Here is a 24,613-nt window from a genome sequence, read left to right as displayed (position 1 = left end):
AGGAACCGCCATGCCCGCCGAACCCGAACCCGCCCGTTCCGAGGGCCCGTCCGTCGTGACCGCCGGCGATCCGTCCGGGCCCAAGGTGATCGTCCTCGACCCGGCCGGCGCCGCGCGGCACGACGAGCTGCCCGCGACCTGGCGTCCGCTGGCCGAGCGGCGCGGGATCTTCTGGTGCCGGGTGCCCGCCGGCGGCGCCCTCACCGAGGCCGACGACCTCCTCGGGGACGCCGGCCCCGGCGACCCCGACATCGCCGTCGTGGCCGGCGGTCCCTTCGCGGCGGAGGCCCTGCAGCTGGTCGAGCGCCACCCGGGCGCCGCGCGGCAGCTGCTGCTGGTCGACCCGGCGTCCGACGCGTTCCTGCCCTCGGGCGACGCCGCGAAGGCCAACGAAGCCTGGCTGGCCGAGCACGACGACGTCGTGGCCAAGCTGCGCGAGGCGGGCACCGAAGTCCGGCTGGCCGCTTCGAGCACCGAGAGCGCGGACGACCGCGTGCCGCCGCCGTTGCCGCTCGGCCACCCGGACGTGGTGGCGGCGGTCCGCGCCGCGCTCGGCGACGTTTGACGCGTCGCACGGGCGGTAACCGCCGCGCACGAGCAGCAGAAAGGAGTCTATTGTGGACACTTCCGCGTTGCGCGGACTCACGACCGCGGACGGCCCGTTCGCGTCCGTGCACTTCGACTTCTCGCACGACACCGAGGACGCGGCCAAGCAGCTCGAACTCCGGCTCAAGGAAATCGAAGCGGCGCTGAGCGACCAGGGAGCCGATCCGGCGACGACCGAGGCCGTCCTGCGGGCCGTGCGCGGCAGCGAGCCGCCCGCCGGCAAGGCGGGCCGCAGCATCATCGCCGCGCACGGGAAGGTGCTGCTGGACCGGCGGCTGGACGCCCCGCCGCCGTCGCAGGTGGTGCGCTTCTCGCCGCTGCCGTACCTGCTGCCGCTGGCGACGCACAGCGAAGAGATCCCGCGGTACGTCCTCGTCGTCGTCGACCGCGTCGGGGCCGAAATCACCGAATACGGCGACGGCGAACCGCACACCCGGACAATCGACGGCGAAAACCACCCGGTGCACAAGGTCCGCGGCGGCGGCACGGCACACCACAACCTCCAGAACGCCGCCGAGGAGACCGCCCGGCGCAACGTCGTGGCGGTGGCGGACCACGTGGCGAAGGCGGTGCAGCGCTGCGGCGCACGGCTGGTCGTCCTGGCCGGCGAGAAGCAGGCGCGGACCGCCTTGCACGAGAGCCTGCCCGAGCCGGTCCGCCGGATCGCGCACGAGGTCGACGCGGGCAGCCGCGCCGCGGGCTCGTCCCGCGACGAGCTGGACCGGCGGGTGCACGAGCTGCTGACCGGCCGTCACCTCGCGGAGCTCGACGACGTGGCCGAGCGGTTCCGCGCCGAATCCGGCCGTGGAGCCGGGCTGGCGGTGAGCGGCCTGGAGGCGGTGACGAACGCGCTGGCCGAGGCGAACGTCGAAACGCTGCTGGTGGGCTCGCCGGGCGACACGTCGGTGTTCGGCGGCCCGGATCCGGCGCAGGTGGCCGTGGGCAAGGCCGGGCTGCAGGCGCTCGGCGTCACCGCGCCCGAGCCGCGCCGGGCGGACGAGGCGATCCCGTTCGCCGCGGTGGCCACCGGTGCCGAGGTCGTGGTGCTCGACGAGCGCGTCGACCTCTGGGAAGGCTTCGGCGCCCTCCTGCGGCACGCCTGAGCTACTGCGCGGCGAGCTCCGACGGGTGCGTGGCCAGCGGCGTGATTTCGATCCGCATGAACGGGTACAGCGGCAGGGCCGACAGGATCCCGTGCAGCTCGTCGTTGGAAGCGACGTCGAAGACGCTGAAGTTGCTGTAGCGCCCGACGATCCGCCACAGGTGCACCCACACGCCCGCGCGCTGGAGCTCCAGCGCGCGGGCCTTTTCCGCCGCCACCCGGTCGGTGACGTCGAGGCCGGGCGGGATCGTCACGTCCATCCGTACGTGGAACAGCATCTCAGCGCCTTTCCAGCCGGCGCACGGCCGTCCGGTCCGGCTCGACGCCCAAGCCCGGCCCGTCCGGCAGGTGCAGCTCGCCACCCTCGTAGCGCAACGGCGTCGTCACCAGCTCTTCGCTCATCAGCAGCGGCCCGAACAGCTCGCTGCCCCACGTCACCGACGGCGCCGCGCAGGCCAGCTGCAGCGACGCCGCCGTCCCGACCGGGCTCTCGATCGACGTCCCGGCGTGGCACGGGATCCCGGCCGCGGCGGCGATCTCGGCGATCGCCCGGGTGGCCCGCAGGCCGCCGGACTTCGTCGTCTTGAGGGAGAACACGTCCGCGGCGCGCAGGCGCGCCAGCCGCAGCGCGTCGGCGGGCGTGCGGAGGCTTTCGTCCGCCATCACCGGGATCGGCAGCGCGCGGTTGATCTCGGCCAGCGCTTCGGCCTCCGCGCCCGGTACCGGCTGCTCGACCAGCTCCACGCCCGCGCCCGCCAGCCGGGGCAGGTACTTCAGCGACGTGAGCAGGTCCCACCGCGCGTTGAGATCGACCCGCACGCTCGCCACCCCGACCAGCTTCTCCGCCACGGCGCACACCCGTGCCACGTCGTCAGCCGGGTCCAGGGCCCCCATCTTCAGCTTGAAGCTGCGGTGCCCCGCGTCGAGCATGGCGAGGGCCTCGTCGGCCACGACGGGCGCCGGTTCGGTGCCCAGCGCCCAGGTCACCGGCACCGACCGCCGGGCGAGGCCGCCCAACAGCGTGTGCAGCGGGACGCCGAGGGCGCGGGCCCACGCGTCGTGCAGGGCCACCTCGACCGCCACCTTGGCGTAGAGGTTGGCCGCGACGACGTCGCCGAGGTCGCGCAGGATCCCGGCGATGTCGTCGACCGGCCGTCCCAGCAGCACCGGCGTGAAGTACCGCTCGACGACCAGCGCCATCGTCTCCACCGACTCGCCGCCCCACCACGGCCCGCCGGGCACCACGCCTTCGCCGGTGCCGACGGCGCCGCCACGCGTGTGGACGAACACCAGCAGCACCGGCTGCGCGGCCATCCCGGTGCGGGCGAACCGGTGCGCGCGGCGCAGCGGCACGTCGAGCAGCACCGTCTCGACGCGGTCGATCGCCAGGTCTGTCATGTCTCCTCGTTCCCGGGGACGGGCCTGCCGGGCCGCGAGGGCCCGGCCGGCGGGGTTCTTCAGGCGCGTTCCAGCACGAAGTCGTAGGCGGCCCGCAGCCTGCCGTCCTCCTGGGGCCGCGGGTCCAGCACGAGCTCCGGCTTGGTGGCATCGGCGACGTCGCTGTCGAGCCACTCCCCGCCCTGGAAGTACAGCTGCGTGGTGATCGTGCGGTACCCCGGCGCGCGCACCATGAGGTGCAGGTGGGCCGGGCGCCACGCGTGCCAGCCCGCCGCGGCGATCAGCCTGCCGGTCGGGCCGTCGGTCGGGATCCGGTACGGCGCCGGCCGCACGGTGGTGATCTCGAACCGGCCCTGGCCGTCGCTCACCACGACGCCGCGCAGGTTGCCGTCCGGGATGCCCGGGGCGAAGCCGGAGTAGTAGCCCTCGTCGTCGGCGTGCCAGATGTCCAGCTCCGCCGCCGGGACCGGGTGGCCACCGACGTCGCGGACCTGCCCGGCGAGCACGAGTGGCGTGCCCTGCTCGCCCGGGCGCATCGGCAGCGCCGCCTGCCACGGCAGCTTCTGCTGGCCGGGCAGGTAGTACGGGCCCTGGATGCTGCCCTTCGTCCCGTCCTGCGTCCAGGCGGCGACCTCCTCGACGACGTGCTCGACGAACACGTCCAGGAACAGCGGCCATTCGCCGCACTCGCCCACGTCCATCAGTCACTGCTTCGCGGCCTGGAACTCCGGGTAGGTGACGTCGTGCTCGCGGATCGCGGCGTGCACGCCGCGCAGGACGGCGCGGGCGACCTCGCCGACCCGCTCGGGCGGCACGTCCTGCGTGGTCCGGGCGGCCGCGCGGAAGGCCGCGCTGGCGGAGCTGCCGGCGGCCGCCGCGGTCGGCGCCTGGGGTTCGGTGGTGGTCATGACGGCTCCTTCGTCAGCGGGAAAGGGTGGTGGCGCCGGGGTTGTAGAGGTCGGGGACGGTCCAGCCGTCCAGGTCGTACTCGGCCATGCACTGCTCGGCGAAACCCTTCATCGCCTCGGCCGCGCCGGACTGCTGGGCGGCGAACAGCAGCTCGGCGCGCACGCCTTCGTGGTTGCCGGAGTAGTTCCGCTCGTAGAGCTCGTGCCGCCCGCCGAACTCGCTGCCGATCGAGTCCCAGATCAGCTTCATCAGCTTCACGCGCTCGACGGCGTCGTAGCCGTTGGAGCCGCGGACGTACTGGTCGAGGTACGGGCGGATCTCCGGCGAGGAGAAGTCCTTCGCCGACGAGGGCAGGTAGATCAGCGCGGAGCCGAGGTCCTGCATGATGATCTCGCGGACGCGCGGGTAGCCGAGCGTCATGAACCAGCGGTAGGCCAGGCCGTAGTCCAGGTGCGGCAGGACCGCGCCGTTGCGCCACTCGTCCGGGTTGGCGGCCATCGCGTCCGAGAGCGCCCAGAACAGGTTGCGCCAGCCGATCACCTCGCCGACGCGAGTCTGGATGCCGCGGAAGTCCTTGGTGCCGGTGACTTCCACGCCCTTCATCAGCAGGCCGGCGATGAAGTCGAGCTTGACGGCGAGCCGCGCGACGCCGTGGAAGGTGAAGCGGTGCAGGAAGCCCGAGCCGGGGAAGAACGTGCTCGCCTTCTCGGCGTCGCCGTAGATGAAGACGTTCTCCCACGGGATCTTCACCTTGTCGAGGATGAAGATCGTGTCGTTCTCGTCGAACCGGCTCGAGAGCGGGTAGTCGAACGGGCTCGACGTCGCGTCCGCGACGTTCGAGTAGGAGTTGCGGCAGATCAGCTTCATGCCGGGCGCGCCCATCGGCACCGTGCAGACCAGCGCGAACTCGCGCTTCTTGATCGGCAGGCCGTAGTGGGCGATGAAGTTGTAGTTCGTGATCGCCGAGCCGGTCGCGACGACCTTGGCGCCGGAGACGACGAGGCCGTCGTCGCGTTCCTGCTCGACGTGGATGAACAGGTCCTTGACGTCGTCGGGGTTGCGGTCGCGGTCCACCGGCGGGTTGATGATCGCGTGGTTCCAGTAGAGGACCTTCTCCTGCGACTCGGTGTACCAGCGCCGGGCGTTGCCGGCGAACGGTTCGTAGAAGTCGGAGTTCGCGCCGAGGGTGCCGAGGAAAGCGGCCTTGTAATCCGGGCTGCGGCCCATCCAGCCGTAGGTCATGCGCGCCCAGGCGACGATCGCGTCCCGGTCGGCGAACAGGTCCTCTTCGGACCTGGGCGTGCGGAAGAACGGGTGGGTGAAGCCGCTGCCGCCGGTGTCGGTCGGCGCGGTCAGCACGTCCTGGCGGTCCGGGTCGTGCAGGGCGTCGTAGAGGCGGGCGGTCATCCGCACGGAGTTGCGGAACGCCGGGTGCGTCGTGACGTCGTCGACCTTGTCGCCGTAGATGAACACCTCCCGGCCGTCGCGGATCGACTCGACGTACTCGTCGCCGGTCATCGGCCGGGTCGTGCGCACCTTCGACGGCGCGTCCTGCTCTTGGATGGTCATCGGGGCAAACCCTTCGTCGTTACCGAGCGGCTGCGGTGAGCGGGGCGAATTCGGCGGCCGAGCCGAACCAGCCGAGGTCGGGGCAGTCGAGCGAGGCCGACCAGTGGGCGTGGCCGCGCGGGGCGAGTTCGCGGAACCCGCCGGCGAAGAACAGCAACGGGTCGGCGTCGCTGGTCTCGAGGTGCTCGACCTCGCCGATGACGATGAGGTGGTCACCGCCGTCGTAGCTCCGCCACGGTTGGCAGGAGATGGTGGCCGCGGTGCCGGTCAGCACCGGGGCGAGGACCCCTTCGGCCCACGCCGGCGCCCGGTCCCGGGGGCGGCCGGCGAAGTGCCACGCCGTGTCGAGCTGGTCCGCGGCCAGGACGTTCACCGCGAACGGCGCGCCGTCGAGGTAGCGGCAGGCCTTGGACCTGCGGGTGAGCGTCACCTGGCACAGCGCCGGCTCGAGCGAGACGGCGGTGAACGCGTTCACGGTCGCCCCGTGCGGCTCGCCCCGGTCGTTGCGGCAGGTCACCACCGTGACCCCGGTGGCGAAGCGGCCGAAGGCGTTGCGGACTTCGCGCTGGTCGAGCGTCATCGCTCCCACCTCATGTACGCTTTGCGTACAATTTGAACGCTATGCGGACGCATGAGGAGAGTCCCCCGGCGCGTCCGCGTTGTCATGACGGGCCGTACGGGAGGATGTGCGGATGGAGACCGACCGCGACTTCATCCAGAGCATCGAGCGGGGTTTCGCCGTGCTGATGGCGTTCGACGCCGACCGCGCGAATCCGACGCTCGCCGAGCTGGCGGCGGCGACCGGCCTGTCCCGCCCGGCCGTGCGGCGGATCCTCCTCACGCTGCAGCGGCTCGGTTACGTCCGCGGCGACGGGCCGCGCTGGACGCTGACCCCGCGCGTGCTGAGCATCGGCCAGCACTACTCGGCTTCGCACGGCATGATCGAGATCGCCCAGCCGCGGCTGCTGAGCCTCGCCGAGGAGACCGGCGAATCGGCGTCACTGGCCGCGCTGGACGGCGCCGAGGTCGTCTACGTCGCGCGCGTGCCGGTGCGGCGGATCATGAGCATCAACGTCTCGATCGGCACGCGCGTGCCCGCCCACGCGACGTCGATGGGCCGCGTGCTGCTGGCCTGGGCACCGCCGTCGCTGGTCGACGAGGTGGTCGCGGCTGGGCTGCCGCGGTTCACCGAGCGGACGATCACCGACGAAGCGGCGTTCCGCCGCGCGTTGCGGACGGTGCAGGACCAGGGCTGGTCGCTGGTCGAGGAGGAGCTGGAGGAAGGGCTGCTGTCGGTGTCCGCGCCGGTGCGCGACGCGAGCGGCGCGGTGGTGGCGGCACTGGCGTCGTCGACGTCGAGCGGCCGGTCGGACGTGGAGAAGCTGCGCCAGGAGGTGGTGCCGCTGGTGGTGCGCACGGCGGCGCGGATCAGCGCCGACCTCGGCCACCGGGTCACGCCCGGCAGCGGGCGCGAAGGGTTCTTCTGAGCGTCAGCCGCCGTCTCGGTCGTCGTCGAAGACGGACAGGGCCTGGCGGCGGTGGAGCAGGTCGACGGCCGCGTCGAGCTGGCGTTCGAGGTCCTTGAGCCGGAGCCGCTCCCCGGGGGTGAGCCCGCCGTGGTGCAGCGCGCCCGTGCGCAGCCGGTGCTCCTCGTCGATCAAGTCGGCGATGCGGTCGGTGATTTCGCGGGCCGCCATGGGAAATCCCCTCCTGTCCGCCCGCGAGCATACGCCGCGCCGGCGCGGGCCGGCTCCACGAACGCTCGGACCACCGGCGCCACCGGCCCCGCCCGCCAGGCCAGGCCCAGGTCGATCACCGGGGCCGGCTCCTCCAGCCGGCGCAGCACGACACCGCGACGGCGGAGCGCGCGGGCCCGGTGTTCCGGCACCGCCGCGATGCCCGCGCCCTCCGCCACCGCGCGCATCAGCTGCTCGTCCTCCGGTTCCTCGCGCACGATCGGCGGCACCCCGCCCGGCCAGACCTGCTCGCTGATCGCGTCGTACTGGCCCGGACCGTTCTCGCGCGGCCAGAACACGACCGGCTCGCCCGCGATCCACGCCCGCCGCAGGCTGCGGCGGCGGGCCAGCGCGTGACCCGACGGCACCGCGATCAGCACCTCTTCCGAGCCGACCACCGCCACCTCGATGCCGGGCGCGCGCACCGGTGGCCGGACGAAGCCCACGTCGATCTCGCCCGCCGCCAGCCGGGCCAGGTTCAGGCTCGTCCAGCCCGTCTCCAGCGCCAGCTCGACGTCCGGGTGGCGCGCGCGGAACGCCGCGACCAGGTCACCGGCCAGCGGGCCGGGTGCCGAACGCGTGTAAGCGATCCGGAGGCGGCCCGCGTCGCCCCGGCCGGCCGCCGCGATCACGCCGCGGGCCCGGTCCAGGCGGTCGAGCAGCTCCCGCGCCTCCGCCGCGGCGACCCGGCCCGCTTCCGTCAAGGCGAAGCGCGGGCCCGACCGGTCGAGCAGCGCCACGCCCAGCTCCGCCTCGAACGCGCGGATCTGCTGGCTCAGCGACGGCTGCGACACGAACAGCCGCGCGGCCGCGCGGGTGAAGTGCATCTCCTCGGCCAGCACGGCGAAGTAGTGCCAACGACGCAGGTCCACCCAGCCACTATAGGCCGGTCCTATGACCTCAGAAGAACGAAGTCTTGGACCCGCGCCCGGCGGGCGCGCTGTCCTGGAGGCGTGAACCGCACCGAACGCAAGCGCCACGCCCTCGCCGCCGCGGCCGCCCACGGCCTCGCCGCCCCGCTCGCCGGGTTCGTCGACCTCGCCGGCATCCGCGAAGCCGTCGAGGACCTGACCAAGGCCTTCGCCCCGCTCGGGCAGGTCCAGCACACGGTCGCCGTCAAGGCGTGCGGCCTGGCCCCCGTCCTGCGCTTCCTCGGCGACCTCGGGGTCGACGCCGAGGTCGCGAGCCCGGGCGAGACGGCGGTCGCCGAAGCCGCCGGCCTGCGCGGCCCGCGGCTGGTCCTCGACTCCCCCGCCAAGACCACCGCCGAGCTCGCGCACGCCCTCGCCGAGGGCACGGCCGTCAACGCGGACAGCTTCCAGGAGCTGGCGCGGCTGGACCGGCTGGTCACCACGACCCCGCGTTCGGTGCTCGGCGTGCGCATCAACCCACAGGTCGGGGCGGGCCGGATCGGCGACACCAGCACCGCCACCGCGATGTCGAAATTCGGGATCCCGTTGCGGGACGACGGAAACCGGGCCCGGCTCAAGGACGCCTTCGCGCGCCGCCCGTGGCTCACCCGGCTGCACGTCCACGTCGGCTCGCAGGGCTGCCCGCCGCAGCTGATGGCCGACGGCGTCGCCGCCGTGCACGAACTCGCCGAGGCGATCAACGCCGACGCCGGACACCGGCAGGTCACCAGCATCGACCTGGGCGGCGGGCTCCCGGTGGACTTCGCGTCCGAGGACCAGGGCCCGACCTACGCCGAGTACGTCGCGACGCTGCTGGCTCGCGTCCCGGCCCTCGCCGGCGGCCGGTACGGCTTCGTCACCGAGTTCGGGCGGTCCCTGCTGGCGAAGAACGGGTTCCTGGTCAGCACGGTCGAATACACGAAGGTCGCGGGCGGCAGGCCCGTCGCCGTGACGCACGCGGGCGCCCAGGTCGCGGCCCGCACGGTGCTGCAGCCGGAGCACTGGCCGCTGCGGCTCACCGCGCTCGACCCCTCGGGCGCGCCGAAAGCCGGGCCCGCCGTGCCGCAGGACATCGCGGGGCCGTTGTGCTTCGCCGGCGACCTGCTCGCCCGCGAACGGCCGCTGCCGCTGCTGGAACCCGGCGATCTCGTCGTCGCCCACGACACCGGCGCGTACTACTTCGGCGCGCACTACGCGTACAACACGCTGCCGCGCCCGGCCGTCCACGGGTTCACGGTGTCCGGACGCGGCGAGGTCCGGTTCACGCCGATCCGCCGCGCGCAGACGCTGAGCGAACTCGTCGCGGACGCGGGAGCCGAATACGCCGGAGCGCTCCCGCGGGCATGATCCCCGGCGTACGATCCGGGCACGCCGAGGGGAGACTGCCATGGGGGCCGGCCCGGAGCTGCCGCGGTTCGCCGCGCTGCCGGTGGGGATCGTCGTCGCCGTCCAGGCCGCGGTGCTGACCGCGCTGTCCGGCCGCTACGGGTTCCACCGCGACGAGCTGTACTTCGTCGCGGCGGGGCACCGGCCGGACTGGGGGTACGTCGACCAGCCGCCGATCACGCCGTGGCTCGCGCGCGCGTCGACCGCCCTGTTCGGCGAGACGCCCGCGGGGTTGCGGGTGGTCGCGACCCTGCTCGGCATGGCGACCGTCGTGGTCGTCGCGCTCATCGCGCGCGAGGCGGGCGGCGGACGCGGCGTGCAGCTGTTCACCGCGGTCTCGACGGCGCTGTCGGGGTACGTGCTGGTCGTCTCGCACATGCTGGCCACCAACTCCGCCGACGTGCTGCTGTGGTCGCTGATCGCCCTGTCCGGCCTGCGGCTGCTGCGCACGGGAGACGGCCGGTGGTGGCTCGCGGTCGGCGCCTTCGCCGGGCTCGGCCTGGCGAACAAGTGGCTCGTCCTGCTCCTGCTGTCCGGGCTGGCGGCCGGGGTGGCCGTCGCGGGCCCGCGCCGGGTGCTGCGGACGTGGTGGCTCGCGGCCGGGATCGGGCTCGCCGTCCTGCTCGCCGCGCCCGTGGTGGCCTGGCAGGCGGCGCACGGCTGGCCGATGCTCACCGTCGCCGGCGGGATCAGCGAGGACGACGGCGCGGAGAACCGCCTGCTGTTCGTGCCGATGCAGCTGGTCTACCTGTCGCCCGTGCTGGTGCCGGTGTGGCTCGCCGGGCTGGTGCGGCCGTGGCGCGACCCCGGCGTCCGCTGGGCGCGCGCCCTGGCCATCGCGTACCCGGTCGTGTGCGCCGAACTGCTGGTCCTGGGCGGCAAGCCGTACTACTCGGTGCCGTTGCTGCTGCCGCTGACGGCCTTCGGCGCCGAGCCGGCGCTGCGGTGGCTCGCCCGTGGCCGCGCGACGCGGCGGGTGCTCACCGGCGCGGCGGCCGCGGTGTGCGCGGTGGTGTCCGTCCTCGTCGGACTGCCGGTGGTGCCCGCGTCCGCGCTGAACGGCGTGCTGCTGGCGTTGAACAAGGAGCCGGCCGAGCAGGTCGGCTGGCCGGGGTTCGCGGACACGGTCGCGGCCGCGTGGGCGCGGATCCCGGCCACCGAGCGCGACACCGCGGTGATCCTGGCGGGCAACTACGGCGAGGCGGGCGCGCTCGAGCACTACGGGCCCGAGCGCGGGCTGCCCCGGCCGTACTCGCCGCACATGTCGTACTACGACTGGGGTCCGCCACCGGACCGGCAGGCGGGTCCGGTCCTGCTGATCGGCCGCGTCCGGCGTGACTCCCCCGCCGCCCGCGTGCTGACGGGGTGCCGGCCGGTGGCCCTGCACCGCGACGCCGACGGGGTCGACAACGACGAGAACGGCGTGCCGCTGTCGCTGTGCACGCTGGCCCAGCCGTGGTCGACGGCGTGGCCGATCCTGCGCACGTACTACTGAGCGGCGTCCCTGGTGGACAGACCGGCCCGCGGCTCTTCCGACTCCCGCCGCGTCAGCACCAGGGGCTCGCCGTCGGTGATCGCGACCGTGTGCTCGGAGTGAGCCGTGCGGGAGCCGTCCGCCGACCGGATCGTCCAGCCGTCCGGGTCGTAGACGATGCGGTCGGTCGTGCGGGCGAACCACGGCTCCAGCGCGAGCGTCAGGCCCGGGCGCAGCTTCATGCCCCGGCCGGGCTGGCCCTTGTTGGGCACGTGCAGGTCCTCGTGCATGGTGCGGCCGATGCCGTGGCCACCGAACTCGGTGTTGACCGGATAGCCGTAGGCACGGGCCACGGCACCGATCGCCGCGGAGATGTCGCCGAGGCGGTTGCCCGGACGCGCCGCGTCGATGGCCGCCTCCAGCGCTTCCTCGGTGGCGCGGACGATCCGCAGGTCCGCTTCGGCGGGGGTGCCGACGATGACCGTGCGCGCCGAGTCGGCCGCCCAGCCGTCGACGCTGACCGCGATGTCCGCGGTGAGCACGTCACCGTCGCGCAGGGTGTAGTCGTGGGGCAGGCCGTGCAGGACGGCGTCGTTGACCGACAGGCAGATGACGTTCCGGAACGGCCCCTTGCCGAAGGACGGCGCGTAGTCCCAGTAGCACGACTCCGCCCCGCGCCGCTTGATCATGCCGCGCACGTGGTGCTCCAGGTCCATGAGGTTGACCCCCACGTCGGCCAGCCGGCCGACCTCGGTGAGCACCTCGGCGACGAAACGCCCCGCCACGTGCATGCGCTCCACCTCGGCGGGCGTCTTCAGTTCGATCACGGAAACCTCACGTCCCCAAGTTCGGTATAGTTATACCGGCAGCTTAGCACCGACCGGTATACCTATCCCAGTAGGCCCGGCGAGCCGCGCCCGAAGGCCACATTGGTTGCGTCTCACGCACCGAAGGCCGCCTTGGGTGCGTCAGACGCAACCAAGGCCGCCTTGGGGCGCTTGCGCGGACGCGGACCGGCGGGCACCCCGGTCGGCCTGGACCCGGCCCATGGCGGCAACGCGCACCGCCGTGGTCGGCGCGGACCGGGGCGACCCTCCTCCGCGCGGGAATCGGCGGCGTGCAGCTGGAACGGGAAAGCCGGGGGGTGCGTTCGCGGAGCTGTACATCGGCAAGAACGCCGACTTCCGATCAGCTCCAGGCGATCTTGAACACCCACGCGTAACGGCCGGCGTCACGGGCCGCGGGCGGGACGTCGATCACCAGCGCGCCGTTCTCGACCGTCCACTGCAGACTGCCGCGGTACCCCAGCAGGGTCACCCGGTCGCCGGCGCGGATCGGAACCGGGGCGTCCACGACCACGCGGCTGCCCGGCGCCGTCAGCGAGTGGACGTAGAACGCTTCGTTCTGCTTCACCGTGAACCGCAGGTCGCCCAGCTGAGCCATTCGCGACCAGTACGTCGTGCCGTAGATCGCCTCGCCGTTGACCTTCAGCCACGCGCCGGCGTCACGCAGGTGCCGCTGCATCACGTCCGGGATGGTGCCGTCGAAGTCCGGGCCGATGTCGAGCAGGAAGTTGCCGTTCTTCGACACGATGTCGACGAGCGTGCGGACGACCTCCTCCGCCGTCATGTAGCGGTCGTCCGGGGTTGCCCGGTTGTAGCCGTAGGAGAACGGGTCGAGGCCGCGGCTCGCCTCCCACTTCGCCACCACGGTGTTCGGGTACGTCGTGTACTCCGGCGTGGTGAAGTCGTGGTCGGGGATGCCGCCGCGGTCGTTGTAGGTGACGTCCTTGGGGCGCTTGCGGTTCTTCGCGCGGTTGAAGTACTCCGTGAGCACGGCCCGGCTGTCGTTGACGCCGCCGATGTCGAACCACAGCACGTCCGGGTCGAACTCCGAAATCAGCTCGAGCACCTGCGGCGCCTGGTAGTCGCGGACGAAGTCCTTCCCGGCCGTGTACCCGGTGTAGGGCAGCGGCGCGCCGGTGTACGGGTTGCGTGGCGCGTGGCCCATCCACGGGTTGTCCGGGTTGAACCATTCGGGCAGCGAGAAGTACAGGCCGTTGCGCAGCTGCGGCGTGTGCTTCCGGGACGCGGCGAACAGCTCGGCGATGATGTTCCGCCGCGGTCCGAGCTTGACCGCGTTGCGGTCGCTGACCTCGGTGTCCCACAACGCGAACCCGTCGTGGTGCTTGGACGTCAGGACGTAGTACTCGGCGCCCGCGTCCGCGATCAGGTCCAGCCAGGTGCGCGGGTCGAACTTCGCCGCGGTGAACATCGGGATGAAGTCGTCGTAGACGAAGTTCTCGCCGTACTTCTCCCGGTGGTAGGCGTAGGTCGCGCCGTTCGGGTCCTGCTGGTTCTGCCAGTACCACTCCGCGTACTGCTGCCCGACCGGCGCCCACGCCGGCACGGCGTACACGCCCCAGTGGATGAAGATGCCGAACTTCGCGTCGGTGAACCAGTAGGGCGCGCGGTGCGTCGAGAGCGACGCGTCGGTCGGGCGGAAGTCCGGGATGCCGAGGGTGATCGGCACCTGCTGCGTGGCGAGCGTGCCGCGGCCGGCGGTGACGCGGAGGCGCCCGTTCGCCGTGGTACCGGGCGGAACGGACGCGTCCGGCGCGAGACCGAGCCGGACCGTCGCCTGCTCCCCCGGCGCGAGCGCGCGGATGGTCGCGGGCACGGTCGTCCGGCCACCGGGGACGTCGACGGTGACCGTGACCCGGTCGCGGGCCCCGAGCCAGACCGTGCCGGCGTTGACCACGGTCGCTTCCGCGGCCTGCGGGCCGCCGTCGGTCAGCAGGTTCGCCGTCGACCGGCCGTCGAGGATCAGCGCCGCGCGGCCCACCGCGACCGGCTGGAGGGTGAGCGCGAAGACGTGCAGGCTGGCGACGTTCGGGGCGGGGTTCGCGGTCGTGGGCAGGGTCAGCGCGACGGCTTCGCGGGCCGGGTCGATCCAGACCTGGCCGGTGGCCAGCGAAACCGGGTTGCCGTCGACGACCCCGCCGGGCGCGTAGCGGAACGGCGAAACGAGGGCGCCGGTGCCGGTGTACCAGTCCGGCCCCGAGAGCGACCCGGTGCTGGTGCTGCCGTCGGCGTAGTGCACGGTCGCCGTGCCGCCGGCGGTGCCGTAACTGGCCGCGACGAGGAAGTACGCGACGAAGTAGCGGCCCTTGGGCAGGTCGATCGTCTGGCCGGTGGCGGCGATGTTGTTCTTCGCGCCGGCGGCCGCCGAGCCGAGCCGGAACGGGACGCCGCCCACGGTCGCCGTCCGGCCGACCGGCAGCTGCTCGGCCGGGAACGTGTAGCCGGACCCGTCGAAGTCGCCGCCGGTGGCGGACGCGCTGTCGATGCCGTCGTTGGTGAACCACGTGTCGAGCGCGACCGGAACGGGTGGCGGGGGCGGGACGATCGGGGTGCCGGGGCTGTCGGCGTCCCCGAACTCGGCCGCGCCGGCCGGGGTGCGGCCGGCCACGGTCAGCGCGAGGGCGGCGCCGGCGGCCATGCCGAGGGCTTGTCGGCGGGGGAAGGTCGTCACTGAACCTCCAGGGATCGGATGACTACGGCGGAATGACGGCAGATGGCGCCTCTAGGACGTCTATCTGTCGTTGGCGGAGCTGATTCATCCGATGAATGAGCCTGCTGGCTGGCTCATTCCCTGTCAAGGGCCAACCGAGCTGAACCGTGCGCCCGGGTGCGCCGTACTACTGGGTAACGAGCTGCAGCACTCGTCGCCAGAACGACGCCGGACCGAGAGGCAAGCCGATGCCCACCCACCCGGACGCGCTGAGCCGCCGCGCGATCGCCATGCTCAAGGCGATCGGCGACGGACGCGCCGAACTCCGCTGCAGCTGCGAACCCGATCTCCGGGTGGACGGCCTGCCCTGCTGCGACCAGAGCACCGCCCACGACCTGGCCCGCGCCGGCCTGGTCCGCGCCGCCACGGTCGTCGCTCCCGGCCAATGGGCACCCGCCGAACTGACCCCGGCCGGCCGGCTCGCCCTCACCGGCCTCACCGCCGCCGCCTGAGCCGGGCCTTTCCGCGCCGGGGCGAGAATTCCCGCGGGTGCGCTGAACCGGGACGGGCCGGTGGCCGTGCTCTGGGTGAGGGCGTCTCGCACACGCCCTCCGGAGTCGCCACGACGCAACGATCCGGGCCAGCCTCCGCCCGATCGGGACCGGGCACTCCGGCGAGCGGCCGTCGCGGCAACGGCCACCTCGCGCGGGCCCGTCCGGCATCCCCAGAATCCCGGGCGGGCCCGCCCCTCGCTGTCCGGGATCTTGTCCGCCTGCCTCACCTGATCAGCGGTCCCCCGGTCACGCGTCGCGCGTCACCGTAAGGAAATGCGACGCTTCCTGGCCGTGAGCGCGGCCGTACTGGCGGGGTTCGGCATTTTCACCGCGCCCGGCAGCGCGAATCCGGAAAGCGCTGTCCCGGCCGTCGCGGACCACGCGGTCGGCGGCTGGGTCGGCACGTGGGCCGCCGCGCCCGCGGCCGGTGTCCCGAACACGCCGGACGGCTACCCCGGCTACTCGATCCGCAACGTCGTGCACACCAGTGCCGGCGGCGGCCGGGCGCGCGTTCACCTGTCGAACGCCTTCGGCGCCACTCCCCTGACTTTCGGGCACGTCACCGTGGCGGTGCAGGGCTCCGGTCCGGACGCCGTGCCCGGCACCCTGCGATCGCTGACGTTCGGCAGCGCGCCGGGCGTCGTCGTGCCCGCCGGCGCCGAGGCGCTCAGCGACCCGGTGAACCTGCGCGTGCCCGCCGACGCCAACCTGCTCGTCACGACGTACGTGCCGACGAAATCCGGGCCGGTCACCTACCACCCGGCCGCGTCGCAGACGTCGTACTTCACCCGCGCCGGCGACTTCACCGCCAGCGAGTCGGGTGCCCCGTACACCGAGCAGACTTCCGTCTGGCACTACGTTTCCGGCGTCGACGTCCAGGGTGGCGCGGAGGCGGCGATCGTCGCGCTCGGCGATTCGATCACCGACGGCGTCGGGTCCGCCGCCGGCGCCAACCACCGCTGGCCGGACTACCTCGCCGATCGCCTGCACGGCCGGTTCGGCGTGCTCAACGCGGGCATCAGCGCCAACCGGCTGCTGCTCGACGTGCCCGGCTCCGGCGCGGGCCAGAACGCGTTGTCCCGCTTCGACCGCGACGTGCTGAGCGTCGGCGGCGTGCGGACGCTGATCGTGCTGGAAGGCATCAACGACATCCAGCAGAACCCGCACCAGACCGACCCGGCCGCGATCACGTCGGCCTACCGCCAGCTGGTGGCGCAGGCGCACGCCCGCGGCATCCGGGTCCTCGGTGGCACGCTGACGCCGTTCAAGGGCTGGCGGGTCTACGACGAAACCCTGGAAGCGACCCGCACGGCCGTCAACGCGTTCATCCGCACCGGCGGCGTGTTCGACGGCGTCGTCGACTTCGACGCCGCCGTCCGCGACCCGGCCGACCCGCTCCGGATGCTGCCGGCCTACGACTCCGGCGACCACCTGCACCCCGGCGACGCGGGTTACGAGCGGATGGCCGCCGCGGTCCGGCTCGACCGGCTCTGACCGCGCGGGACGAACACCACGGCGACCAGGCTGACCACGGCCACCGCCACCAGGTAGAGCGACACCGAAAGCGAAGTCCCGGTGGAGCTCTGCAACGCCGTCGCGATCAGCGGCGCGAACCCGCCGCCCAGCACGGCACCCACGGCGTAGGAGAACGACGCGCCGCTGTAGCGGTAGCGCGGCTCGAACAGCTCCGCGAACAACGCCGACTGCGGCCCGTACGTCGCGCCCAGGCCGATGTTGAGCACGACCACGGCCACGATCAGCCAGGCCGCCGCGCGCGTGTCGACCAGCAGGAAGAACGGGATCGGCCAGGCGACCAGCAGCACCGAGCCGGCCAGGTACACGGGTTTGCGGCCGACCCGGTCCGACCACGCCGCCGCGACCAGGATGCTCGCCAGCCAGGTCACGCTGCCCACGATCACGACCACCAGCAGCGTGGTGCGGTCGATCTTCAGCACCGAAGTGCCGTACGAGAGCAGGTAGGCCAGGAAGATGTACCCGATGGCGGTGTTCGCGACGAAGCTGCCCGACGCCACCAGCAGGGCTCGCGGCCGCTCACGCAGGACGTCGAGCATCGGACGGCTGCTGCGCGCCTCCTCCCGCCGCAGCCGCGCGAACACCGGGCTCTCCTCGATCCGCAGCCGGATCACCAGGCCGACGCCGACGAGCACGATGCTCCCCAGGAACGGCGCCCGCCAGCCCCACGCCGAGAACTGCGCGTCGGTCAGGGTCCGGCCCAGCACGAAGAACACCAGCTGGGCCAGGATGAGCCCGGCCGGAACGCCGATCTGCGAGAACGCGCCGTACCGCCCGCGGCGGCCCTCGGGTGCGTGCTCGACGGCCATCAGTGCCGCGCCACCCCATTCGCCGCCCGCGCTCAGGCCCTGGAGGAGACGCAGCACGAGCAGCAGGACCGGCGCCCAGACGCCGATCGCGGAGTACGTCGGCAGCAGGCCAACGCCCACCGTGGCCACGCCCATCAGGACCAGCGACAGCACCAGCATCGCCTTGCGTCCCGCGCGGTCGCCGAAGTGCCCCCACAGGATCCCGCCGACCGGGCGGGCCAGGAACCCGACGCCGAGCGTCGCGAACGCGGCGAGCGTGCCGGACGCCGGCGAAAGCGACGTGAAGAAGAGCTTGCCGAAGACGAGCGCCGTCGCGGTGCTGTAGATGAAGTAGTCGTACCACTCGATCGTGGTACCGATCGCGCTCGCCACGGCGACCCGCCGCAGCTGCCGGGCCGCGACGGGCGCGCTCACGGGCTGCCCGCTCTCAAGAACCACTCAGGGCCGCCACGGGCACGAGGTCCTCGGCGAGCAGGTCCATCAGCAGGCCGTCGTGCCAGCTGCCGTCCGGCCCGCGCTCGTAGGCGCGCATCGTGCCGACCGGCCGGAAGCCCAGCGACCGGTACAGCCGGATCGCGGCCTCGTTGTCGGCCGCCGGGTCGATGACCACGCGATGGTGGCCGCGCACGGTGAACAGGTGCTCGGCCAGCGTCCGGATGGCGTCGGAGCCGAGGCCGCGGCCCTGCCAGTCCGGGTGCACCGCGATGTCGATCCCGGCGTGCCGGTACTGCGGGTCGGCCTCCTCGAAGGCCAGCTCGATGCCGACGACCACGCCGTCGTGCTCGACGGCGTAGGTCGTGGTGCCCTCATCCGGCTCCAGCAGGTAGGACACCTGCGCGGCCACCGGTTCCTCGGCGTCGGCCCACCAGCGGGCGATGTCCGGGTGCGACAGGATCTCCTCGAACCGGGCGGCGTCCGCGGCCGCGGCGGGGCGCAGCCGGACACGGCGTCCGGTGATCAGGCCGGTCATCGGCCCAGTGTCGACCCCGGGACACCGATCTGTCGAGGCGTACTACCCGATCACCTGGTCCGGGTTCAGCGGGCTGCCCGGCTTGACCGGGGGCGGCTGCGGCGGGTCGAAGCCGCCCCGTCCTTGCGGTTTGCTCGACCGAAAGCCTTCCTGCCGGCCCGCTCGGTCCGGGTCACCACGGGTTGTTGTCCTGCTCGTCCGGGTCGACGCTCCCGCGCCGCGGCGGGGACGCCGCGGCGCCACCGGACGGCGCCGGCGGCGTGGGCGGCTCGGGGGCCAGGGGCGCGTCGTCCGGCTCGTCCGGGTCCGGGAAGCGGCCGCGCAGGTTGTCCAGCAGCAGGGTCCGCGTCTCGCGGTCCTCGTCACCGAGCTGCTCGGCCATCACGCCGGCCACCCGGTCGGCGATGCCCGCCTGCGCCCGGCGCATCGTGGTCAAGATCGTCCGCGACAGCTCGTCGAGCGGGAACGACTTCACCTTGCTGCCGAACGTCAGGTCGGTGACCGTGCCGTCCGCGCCGACCGTGACGCTGACCGCGCCGTCACCGCTGGTCGCCGTCAGCCGCAGCCGCTCGGTCTGCTCCTGCGCCGCCTGGTACCGCTGTGCCTTCGCCGCGAACCCGGCCGCCCAGTCGTCCATCCGGCGGATCGTCTCGTCCGGGTCCCGCATCAGGTCGCCGAGACCGCCGTCCGGGCCCGTCACGCGCGCACCCGCGCTTCGGTCCGCGGCTGCGCCGTCAGCTGCTTCTCGAACGGCTGGGCGTTGGCCTCTTCACCGTCGCGATAGGACTGTGCGGCGGTCCGGACGTTGTCGGCCAGCCCGCGCACGCCTTCGATCGACGCGCTCAGCGTGTCCTTCGCCTGTTCACCCGTCGGCCGGATGATCGGCGGCAGGAACGCGCACAGCAGCCCGTAGGCGTGGTCCGACATCGCCGTGCCAGCCGCCGCCACCGCCGTGTCGAGCCGGTCCACCAGGCTCTCCACGTGGCTGGCGTGCGCGACCAGCTCGTCCGGCTCGACCTCGAAACCCGCGGCCGTCATGCGTTCACTTCCAATCCTGGTTCTTCCAGTCGCCGATCACCGGCGGCGCCACCACCTGCTCGCCGGCGAAGAAGTTCGGGTCGTCGCTTTCGAGGTAGTCGGCCGACTTGTGTTCCTTGTCGTCTTCCTTCTTGCCGCCGCGGGCACCGGCACCCATGGCCCCCATACCGGGGGCACCCGCCGCGCCGGCCGCGCCGCGCCCGGACATCGCGTTGCGCGCCGCCGCCGCTTCGGCTTCCGCGGCCGCCCCGGACGCGGCTCCGCCGCCGAGGTTGCCGACGCCGCGGGTACTCGCGCCACCGGCCGCGGTCCCGCCGCCGATCCCGCCGAGCGACCCGCCGCCGCCGATCCCGCCGAGCCGGCTCGCGATGCTCTCGCCGTTGATGCCGCCGCCGCGGCCGATGGTCGGCAGCTTGCCGCTGCCGGGACCGGTGCCGATGCCGGTGCCGGTGGGCAGGCCGGTGATCGGGTCGATCCCGGGCGGGGTGAAGCCGGGGATCGGGCTGCCGCCGCGAGTACCGCCGCTGCCGCCCGGGATGTCCGGGATGGCAGGGATCGGCGGCGGGGTGTACCCGCTGCCGCTCCCGCCGGGGATGCCGGACGGCGCGAAGCCGGACGTGTTCGTCGAGTCGTCGATGTGCGGCAGCGACGAGCCGGGGATGCCCGCCCCCGTGAAGTTCCCGCCGGACGGCGTGTCGGGGACGTCGAACTTCGGCGGCGTGAAGCCGGAACCGCCCGCACCGCCACCGGACGCGGCGGGGATGCCGGCGCCGGAAAACCCGGAACCGCCGGCACCCGGGCCGCCGCCGGGGATGCCGCTGCCGGAGAAACCGGAACCGCCGCTGCCCGAACCGTCACCGGGGATGCCCGCGCCACCGTAAGCGCCGCTCCCGCCCGGGATGCCCGCGCCGCCGTAGGCGCCGCTCCCGCCCGGGATGCCCGCGCCGCCGTAGGCGCCGCTCCCGCCCGCTCCGCCCGAGCCGTCGAGCGCCGCGGCGTCGAGGCCGGCCGGGGTCCGTCCGGCCGCGGCCGGGTCCACGTCGCGGTTCCGCAGCGTGCGGTCCATCAAGGCCTGGCTGCCGCCCGCGCCGGCGACGGGGGTGCCGAGCCGCTGCGCCGTGGCGGTGGCCGTGGGCAGCTTCGGCGGGGGCGGGAACCGCGGCGTGGCGACCGCCGCGCCGATGGTCTCGTCGTACTGGGTCATGATCTGCGCGGCGTGCTCCCGCGCGGCCTGCTGCGCCCGGTAGGTCTGCATCGCTTCGCCCGCCGCGGCCGCGTACTGCACCGGGTCGGTCATCGACATCAGGCGCTGGTTGGTGGCCTGCAGGTCGAACTCGACCGGCGGGTTCCCCTCCATCTGCCGCTGGGTCTGCCACAGCGCCTGGGAGTGGATCTCCTGCTGGCGGCCGGCGAGCGTCGCGCCCTGCGCGGTCGCGCCCAGCCACTTGCCGACGCCCGCGAGGTGCTCGCGGACGGCGTCACCCGCGTCGCCCTGCCAGTTGCCGGTGCTCGCGTTGATCGCGTCGGCCAGCGCCTTCTGGTGCGTGCCCAGTTCGTTGCCGACGCTCACCCACTCTTCCGAGGTCTCCGCGACGGCCGCCGAGTCGGCGTCCTGCGTGATCGCCTCGTTCATCTGCTGGTGGGTGGCGTTCTCCCACAGCGTGCGCGGCGCGCCGCCGTTTTCGCGGATGGTCAGGCCCTCGTCGAGGCCCCGCTTGGCGTCGGCGAGGTGCTGCTCGTAGAGCTCCTGGATCTTCCGGTCGCGCAGGACCGGGTCGACGACCGGGCCGAGCCAGCCGCGCCGGATCTCGTCGTCGACCTGGCGGGTGGCCATCTCGCGGATCTCGTCGCCGGACGGTGCCTTGTCCGCGGTCAGCGGCCCGACGTAGTACTTGGACGACGGATCGGCCGTCACGTCGTAGAGCGGGCTGCGCGGGTCGTAGTCCGGGGACGACGGGTCCGACACGGACTGGGCGGTGGGTGCCACGATCTCCCTCAGCTCTGGTCGGCGGACGGGAGCGAGACGAGCCTGACCCGCGTCTCTTCTTCCCGGGACCGGTAGTTCTTCTTCGCCTGCTTGATCGCCTCGATGTAGGTCGGGAACTCCCGCCGCGCGGACTCCAGCTGGGTGAGCAGGCCGTGGTCGTCGGCGGCGGTGTTGGCCATGTGCGCGGAAACCCACTGGCCGGTCGCCGTCCGGCTCATCGCCGGCGCGTCACGCAGCCGCTGCAGCGCCGCCCAGCGCTTCTCCAGTGACTCCAGCACGCCTTCGAGGGCCTCGATCAGCTGGTTGCCCGTGCTGTCGTCGACCGCGAACCCGCCGGACTGCGCGAGCCGCTTCAGCTCGGTGCCGAGCAGGCCGGTCTTGACCGCGTCCACCACCTTCGCGTCGGCGGCCGGCGCCGACGCCGACTCCGCCCGCATCGCCATGGGAGCGGCGTCATCCGTCATCAGGAGTTTTCCTTTCCCGGTCAGTAGACCGCGGCGATCGCGTCGCGGATCGCGCGGGCGAGATCGGCCCGGCCGGCCGGGACGTACTCGGCCATCAGCTCACCGGCGTCACCGGTCTTCGTGTGCACGAGGTAGCGGCCGTCGGCGGTGTCGAGCCAGCTCAGCGGGTCACCCGCGAGCCGCTCGCCGTGCCGGCCCAGCGCGGTGACGGCGATGTGGCCGCCGCCGAGACGCGGTTCGGCCAGCACGCGTTCGAGCACCGCGACGTCCGAGGGCTTCGGCGCCGGCGGACGGCGACCCGGCCGCACCACGGCCTTGACCTCGATCATGCCGAAGGCGTCGGTCTCTTCTTCGTCGAACTCGGCGTCGGCGATCCGCTTCGCCGTCATGGCCGAGACTTCGCGCCCGGCCGCGCGGTGCACGACGTGCCGTCCGGTGGTCGCGGCCGGGGCCGGCGGCAGCACGCCGGTGACCACCTCGACCAGCTCCTCGTCGGCGAACAGCGAAAACAGCAGCTCGTCGGTGTCCGGGGCCTGGGTGATGCCGAGCGCCTGGGCGCCGTCGGTGACCACGAGCACCGCGACGTCGGCGCCGAGACCGTCGATCCCGCTGACCGCAACCGAAACGCGGGGCTCGGCCAGCAGCTCGAACGCGGTGCGCACGCCGGGGTGCAGCTCGCCGGATACCGACAGGCGCCGCTCTTCGAGCGCGTCGTAGACCTGGCGCGCGACGCTGACGAACCGCACCGGGTCGGCGGGCAGGTGCCCGGCCCGCAGCGGGTAGCGCCGGATGTCCCCGCCGGTCGCCTGACCGACGACGAGGGCTTCGACGACCTCCAGGACGAACTCGAACCTGTCCGCCATTTCCCCTCGCCGCTTCTTTCGTCAAACCCTCAAGCACCTTTCGTGCCGAAGGTTAGCAGTGCCCGGGGACCCCGGGACGGCGCCGCCACGCGGGTGCCCGAAAGACCACGATCCCCGGGCCCGCACGGGCAAAGGCCGCCGGCGACCGTGTCACCCGATGCGGTGCTGGTACACCCGCAGCTGCAGGGTGACGAGATCGAGCAGCGGCACGGCGACGCCCAGTGCACGGGCCCGCGCGGTGAGATCGCCGAAGATCTGCTCCCCTTCCACCGGGTGACCGCCGAGCAGGTCGCGGTACAGCGAAGAACCACCCGTCCCGGGGTCGGTCACCGCCCGCCGCGTCGCCGCGAGATCCGCGGCCGGCACCGGGTACCCGGCGGCTTCGGCGACGGCGGCCGCTTCGGCCACGACCGCTTCGGCGAACTCGGCACCGCCGGGCACGGCCACGACGTCCCCGATCGTGGCCCGCATCAGGCTGTTGACCGCCCCGACGGCCGCGATGAACACCCACTTCGCCCACATCGACCCGGTGATCCGCGCGTCGAGCGCGGCGGCGAACCCGGCGTCGCGCAGGGCCGCGTCGACGTCGGCCAGCCGCGCCGGGGCGGGTTCGGTGCGGGCGCCGTAGGCCAGGCTCTGCAGCGGGCCGAGCCGCCGGACGGCGCCTTCGTCGTCGACGGTGGTCTGCACCTTGGCGACGCCGCCGAGCACCGCGGCCCGGCCGAACCGGGCGTCGAGCGTGCCGAGGTGGGCCAGCCCGTTGAGGACAGGCAGGATCAGCGTGCCGGGGCCGGCGGCGGGGCGAAATCGTCGATCGCCGAGGCCAGGCCGGTCGCCTTGACCGCGAGCAGCACGAGGTCGTACGTCCGCTTCAGCGTGCCGGTTTCCACGAGCGGCGGCTCGAGGACCGTGTCTTCGCCGAGCCCGGTGATCCGCAGCCCGCGTTCCCGCAGCAGCTTCGCCCGGCCGGGCCGCACCAGGAAGGTGACGTCCCGGCCGGCCTGCAGCAGCCGCCCGCCGAAGTACCCGCCGGTCGCGCCGGCGCCCACCACCAGAATCTTCACGTCGCTCACGATGCGACGCTACGCCCGCGTCACGGCCGTCCCGGCCTTCGGACCGCCGGCCGTCCCGGCCACCGACCGGGCCCGTTCGATGTCCGGCCCGCGGTACAGGCGCTCCGGGATCCGCGCCAAAGTGGACGGATGGACCTGCGGGCCCAGGCCGTACAGCTTCTGGAAGCTCATGATCAGCGGCCGCCACGCGTCCGGGTCGATGTGGTCGTCCGTGCCCGGCACCCGGATCGAGTCGTGCACGAAGACCCGCTGCACCCGCACCTCGATCGCCACGATCCCGCCGCGCTGCTCGGGGTCGTCGTCGGCGACCGGGTGCACGGCCTCGACCACCGCCTCCATGGCCACCGGGCACTCGGCGACCCGGGGCGGTGCCACGGTTTCCGACGGCACCGGCGTCAGCCCGGCCCGCTCGAACTTGCCGGCGACGTGGAAGTACCCGCGCCGGGCCTTCCCCGGCGGCACCGGGTCCGAGCCCGTGGTCAGGGCGAGCCGGTCGACGGCCGCGGCGAGGGCGTCCGACGGCAGGTTGAGCACGCACTCGCGGGTGCGCAGCAGGTTCTGCGCGGTCTTGGACCGGGCGCCGAGCCCGAGCATGGCGCGCCAGCCCAGCCAGAACGCCGACGACATCGGGGCGAGGTTGGCCGAGCCGTCCTCGTTGGTGCTGGAGATCAGGACCACCGGCGTGCCGAAGTAGAGGATGCCGGGCTCGATGGCCGTG

Annotated in this window: 24 protein-coding genes and 2 pseudogenes; 7 read left to right on the top strand and 19 right to left on the bottom strand. The window is 73.3% G+C overall.

Annotated features, from left to right (window positions below):
* Nucleotides 1-10 precede the first annotated feature (10 nt).
* Together BT341_RS24800 and BT341_RS24795 are read left to right on the top strand one after the other, a co-directional pair.
* Nucleotides 11-565 carry a hypothetical protein gene (locus BT341_RS24800; protein ID WP_072478555.1) on the top strand — a complete coding sequence of 185 codons (555 nt, stop codon included), beginning with the start codon at nt 11-13 and terminating at the stop codon, nt 563-565.
* Nucleotides 566-617: 52 nt separating this feature from the next.
* Nucleotides 618-1,709 (top strand): Rv2629 family ribosome hibernation factor, encoded by a 1,092-nt coding sequence (locus tag BT341_RS24795; protein WP_072478554.1) that lies wholly within the window; start codon nt 618-620, stop codon nt 1,707-1,709.
* A gap of 1 nt (nt 1,710) precedes the next feature.
* Here BT341_RS24795 and BT341_RS24790 read toward each other — a convergent pair whose 3' ends face one another.
* The 5 genes and pseudogenes from BT341_RS24790 to BT341_RS24770 form a co-directional block, all read right to left on the bottom strand.
* Nucleotides 1,711-1,986: a muconolactone Delta-isomerase gene (locus BT341_RS24790; RefSeq protein WP_072478553.1), complete on the bottom strand. Its 276-nt coding sequence runs from the start codon at nt 1,984-1,986 to the stop codon at nt 1,711-1,713.
* Between the two features lies 1 nt (nt 1,987).
* On the bottom strand, nt 1,988-3,106 hold the full coding sequence (locus BT341_RS24785; RefSeq protein WP_072478552.1) for a muconate/chloromuconate family cycloisomerase: 1,119 nt from the start codon (nt 3,104-3,106) through the stop codon (nt 1,988-1,990).
* Nucleotides 3,107-3,165: 59 nt separating this feature from the next.
* A pseudogene (catA, locus tag BT341_RS24780) lies at nt 3,166-4,014 on the bottom strand (catechol 1,2-dioxygenase).
* 13 nt (nt 4,015-4,027) lie between these two features.
* The gene (locus tag BT341_RS24775) at nt 4,028-5,584 is read right to left on the bottom strand and encodes a 4-hydroxyphenylacetate 3-hydroxylase family protein (protein WP_072478551.1); all 1,557 of its coding nucleotides are present in this window, start codon (nt 5,582-5,584) and stop codon (nt 4,028-4,030) included.
* Nucleotides 5,585-5,603: 19 nt separating this feature from the next.
* Entirely contained in the window at nt 5,604-6,164 is a 561-nt protein-coding gene (locus BT341_RS24770) for a flavin reductase family protein (RefSeq protein WP_072478550.1), read from the bottom strand.
* A 112-nt stretch (nt 6,165-6,276) separates the two neighbouring features.
* Here BT341_RS24770 and BT341_RS24765 point away from each other — a divergent pair, with 112 nt between their 5' ends.
* On the top strand, nt 6,277-7,071 hold the full coding sequence (locus BT341_RS24765; RefSeq protein WP_072478549.1) for an IclR family transcriptional regulator domain-containing protein: 795 nt from the start codon (nt 6,277-6,279) through the stop codon (nt 7,069-7,071).
* Between the two features lie 3 nt (nt 7,072-7,074).
* Here the strand turns inward: BT341_RS24765 and BT341_RS24760 are convergent, their stop codons facing one another.
* Both BT341_RS24760 and BT341_RS24755 read right to left on the bottom strand, forming a co-directional pair.
* On the bottom strand, nt 7,075-7,281 hold the full coding sequence (locus BT341_RS24760; protein WP_072478548.1) for a DUF2630 family protein: 207 nt from the start codon (nt 7,279-7,281) through the stop codon (nt 7,075-7,077).
* On the bottom strand, nt 7,242-8,192 hold the full coding sequence (locus BT341_RS24755; protein ID WP_245805092.1) for a LysR family transcriptional regulator: 951 nt from the start codon (nt 8,190-8,192) through the stop codon (nt 7,242-7,244). Before BT341_RS24755 ends, BT341_RS24760 begins: the two co-directional genes overlap by 40 nt.
* A gap of 81 nt (nt 8,193-8,273) precedes the next feature.
* Here BT341_RS24755 and BT341_RS24750 point away from each other — a divergent pair, with 81 nt between their 5' ends.
* Both BT341_RS24750 and BT341_RS24745 read left to right on the top strand, forming a co-directional pair.
* Nucleotides 8,274-9,578 carry a type III PLP-dependent enzyme domain-containing protein gene (locus tag BT341_RS24750; protein WP_072478547.1) on the top strand — a complete coding sequence of 435 codons (1,305 nt, stop codon included), beginning with the start codon at nt 8,274-8,276 and terminating at the stop codon, nt 9,576-9,578.
* 40 nt (nt 9,579-9,618) lie between these two features.
* A complete protein-coding gene (locus tag BT341_RS24745; protein ID WP_072478546.1) occupies nt 9,619-11,112 on the top strand; it encodes an ArnT family glycosyltransferase in 1,494 nt (497 codons plus the stop codon).
* On the opposite strand, the gene map is transcribed toward BT341_RS24745, so the two are convergent.
* Both map and BT341_RS24735 read right to left on the bottom strand, forming a co-directional pair.
* Nucleotides 11,106-11,918: a type I methionyl aminopeptidase gene (gene map, locus BT341_RS24740; RefSeq protein WP_072478545.1), complete on the bottom strand. Its 813-nt coding sequence runs from the start codon at nt 11,916-11,918 to the stop codon at nt 11,106-11,108. The genes BT341_RS24745 and map overlap by 7 nt on opposite strands.
* 361 nt (nt 11,919-12,279) lie before the next feature.
* Nucleotides 12,280-14,625 (bottom strand): alpha-L-fucosidase, encoded by a 2,346-nt coding sequence (locus BT341_RS24735; RefSeq protein WP_072478544.1) that lies wholly within the window; start codon nt 14,623-14,625, stop codon nt 12,280-12,282.
* Between the two features lie 227 nt (nt 14,626-14,852).
* On the opposite strand from BT341_RS24735, the gene BT341_RS24730 reads away from it, so the two are divergent.
* Together BT341_RS24730 and BT341_RS24725 are read left to right on the top strand one after the other, a co-directional pair.
* Nucleotides 14,853-15,116: a hypothetical protein gene (locus BT341_RS24730; RefSeq protein ID WP_072478543.1), complete on the top strand. Its 264-nt coding sequence runs from the start codon at nt 14,853-14,855 to the stop codon at nt 15,114-15,116.
* Nucleotides 15,117-15,431: 315 nt separating this feature from the next.
* Entirely contained in the window at nt 15,432-16,652 is a 1,221-nt protein-coding gene (locus tag BT341_RS24725) for an SGNH/GDSL hydrolase family protein (protein ID WP_072478542.1), read from the top strand.
* Here BT341_RS24725 and BT341_RS24720 read toward each other — a convergent pair.
* From BT341_RS24720 to BT341_RS24680, 10 genes and pseudogenes are all read right to left on the bottom strand, one after another.
* Nucleotides 16,610-17,914, bottom strand: a complete 1,305-nt coding sequence (locus BT341_RS24720; protein ID WP_084742991.1) for an MFS transporter — start codon at nt 17,912-17,914, stop codon at nt 16,610-16,612. The two genes, BT341_RS24725 and BT341_RS24720, sit on opposite strands and share 43 nt — an antisense overlap.
* 13 nt (nt 17,915-17,927) lie before the next feature.
* On the bottom strand, nt 17,928-18,470 hold the full coding sequence (locus BT341_RS24715) for a GNAT family N-acetyltransferase (RefSeq protein ID WP_084742990.1): 543 nt from the start codon (nt 18,468-18,470) through the stop codon (nt 17,928-17,930).
* A gap of 172 nt (nt 18,471-18,642) precedes the next feature.
* Nucleotides 18,643-19,170, bottom strand: coding sequence for a YbaB/EbfC family nucleoid-associated protein (locus tag BT341_RS24710; RefSeq protein ID WP_072478540.1), 528 nt, complete (start codon nt 19,168-19,170; stop codon nt 18,643-18,645).
* Nucleotides 19,167-19,508 (bottom strand): type VII secretion target, encoded by a 342-nt coding sequence (locus BT341_RS24705; protein ID WP_072478539.1) that lies wholly within the window; start codon nt 19,506-19,508, stop codon nt 19,167-19,169. The genes BT341_RS24710 and BT341_RS24705 overlap by 4 nt, the downstream gene beginning before the upstream one ends.
* A 4-nt stretch (nt 19,509-19,512) precedes the next feature.
* Nucleotides 19,513-21,495, bottom strand: coding sequence for a hypothetical protein (locus BT341_RS24700; protein WP_072478538.1), 1,983 nt, complete (start codon nt 21,493-21,495; stop codon nt 19,513-19,515).
* Nucleotides 21,496-21,503: 8 nt separating this feature from the next.
* The gene (locus tag BT341_RS24695; RefSeq protein WP_072478537.1) at nt 21,504-21,959 is read right to left on the bottom strand and encodes a hypothetical protein; all 456 of its coding nucleotides are present in this window, start codon (nt 21,957-21,959) and stop codon (nt 21,504-21,506) included.
* A gap of 20 nt (nt 21,960-21,979) precedes the next feature.
* Nucleotides 21,980-22,822, bottom strand: a complete 843-nt coding sequence (locus tag BT341_RS24690) for an ESX secretion-associated protein EspG (protein WP_072478536.1) — start codon at nt 22,820-22,822, stop codon at nt 21,980-21,982.
* Between the two features lie 150 nt (nt 22,823-22,972).
* Complete coding sequence (locus tag BT341_RS46000) at nt 22,973-23,344, bottom strand: ketopantoate reductase C-terminal domain-containing protein (protein WP_218177852.1); 372 nt, start codon at nt 23,342-23,344, stop codon at nt 22,973-22,975.
* A 156-nt stretch (nt 23,345-23,500) separates the two neighbouring features.
* Nucleotides 23,501-23,871, bottom strand: a pseudogene (locus BT341_RS45985) (2-dehydropantoate 2-reductase N-terminal domain-containing protein); the annotation flags it as partial.
* 33 nt (nt 23,872-23,904) lie between these two features.
* Nucleotides 23,905-24,573 (bottom strand): flavin reductase family protein, encoded by a 669-nt coding sequence (locus BT341_RS24680; protein WP_143168933.1) that lies wholly within the window; start codon nt 24,571-24,573, stop codon nt 23,905-23,907.
* Between the last annotated feature and the right edge of the window lie 40 nt (nt 24,574-24,613).

The organism is Amycolatopsis australiensis (assembly GCF_900119165.1).
Lineage (GTDB): Bacteria > Actinomycetota > Actinomycetes > Mycobacteriales > Pseudonocardiaceae > Amycolatopsis > Amycolatopsis australiensis.
Note: the sequence above shows the minus strand (reverse complement) of the source record. Positions and strands in the feature narration are given on the sequence as shown.

What these genes read in the sequence shown, in the direction of transcription:
- BT341_RS24785 (WP_072478552.1), bottom strand. Translation starts at nt 3,106, where the DNA reads ATGACAGACCTGGCGATCGACCGCGTCGAGACGGTGCTGCTCGACGTG.
- BT341_RS24705 (WP_072478539.1), bottom strand. Translation starts at nt 19,508, where the DNA reads ATGACGGCCGCGGGTTTCGAGGTCGAGCCGGACGAGCTGGTCGCGCAC.
- BT341_RS24690 (WP_072478536.1), bottom strand. Translation starts at nt 22,822, where the DNA reads ATGGCGGACAGGTTCGAGTTCGTCCTGGAGGTCGTCGAAGCCCTCGTC.
- BT341_RS24745 (WP_072478546.1), top strand. Translation starts at nt 9,619, where the DNA reads ATGGGGGCCGGCCCGGAGCTGCCGCGGTTCGCCGCGCTGCCGGTGGGG.
- BT341_RS24790 (WP_072478553.1), bottom strand. Translation starts at nt 1,986, where the DNA reads ATGCTGTTCCACGTACGGATGGACGTGACGATCCCGCCCGGCCTCGAC.
- BT341_RS46000 (WP_218177852.1), bottom strand. Translation starts at nt 23,344, where the DNA reads ATGTGGGCGAAGTGGGTGTTCATCGCGGCCGTCGGGGCGGTCAACAGC.
- BT341_RS24730 (WP_072478543.1), top strand. Translation starts at nt 14,853, where the DNA reads ATGCCCACCCACCCGGACGCGCTGAGCCGCCGCGCGATCGCCATGCTC.
- BT341_RS24770 (WP_072478550.1), bottom strand. Translation starts at nt 6,164, where the DNA reads ATGACGCTCGACCAGCGCGAAGTCCGCAACGCCTTCGGCCGCTTCGCC.
- BT341_RS24765 (WP_072478549.1), top strand. Translation starts at nt 6,277, where the DNA reads ATGGAGACCGACCGCGACTTCATCCAGAGCATCGAGCGGGGTTTCGCC.
- BT341_RS24695 (WP_072478537.1), bottom strand. Translation starts at nt 21,959, where the DNA reads ATGACGGATGACGCCGCTCCCATGGCGATGCGGGCGGAGTCGGCGTCG.
- BT341_RS24775 (WP_072478551.1), bottom strand. Translation starts at nt 5,584, where the DNA reads ATGACCATCCAAGAGCAGGACGCGCCGTCGAAGGTGCGCACGACCCGG.
- BT341_RS24715 (WP_084742990.1), bottom strand. Translation starts at nt 18,470, where the DNA reads ATGACCGGCCTGATCACCGGACGCCGTGTCCGGCTGCGCCCCGCCGCG.
- BT341_RS24800 (WP_072478555.1), top strand. Translation starts at nt 11, where the DNA reads ATGCCCGCCGAACCCGAACCCGCCCGTTCCGAGGGCCCGTCCGTCGTG.
- BT341_RS24725 (WP_072478542.1), top strand. Translation starts at nt 15,432, where the DNA reads ATGCGACGCTTCCTGGCCGTGAGCGCGGCCGTACTGGCGGGGTTCGGC.
- BT341_RS24760 (WP_072478548.1), bottom strand. Translation starts at nt 7,281, where the DNA reads ATGGCGGCCCGCGAAATCACCGACCGCATCGCCGACTTGATCGACGAG.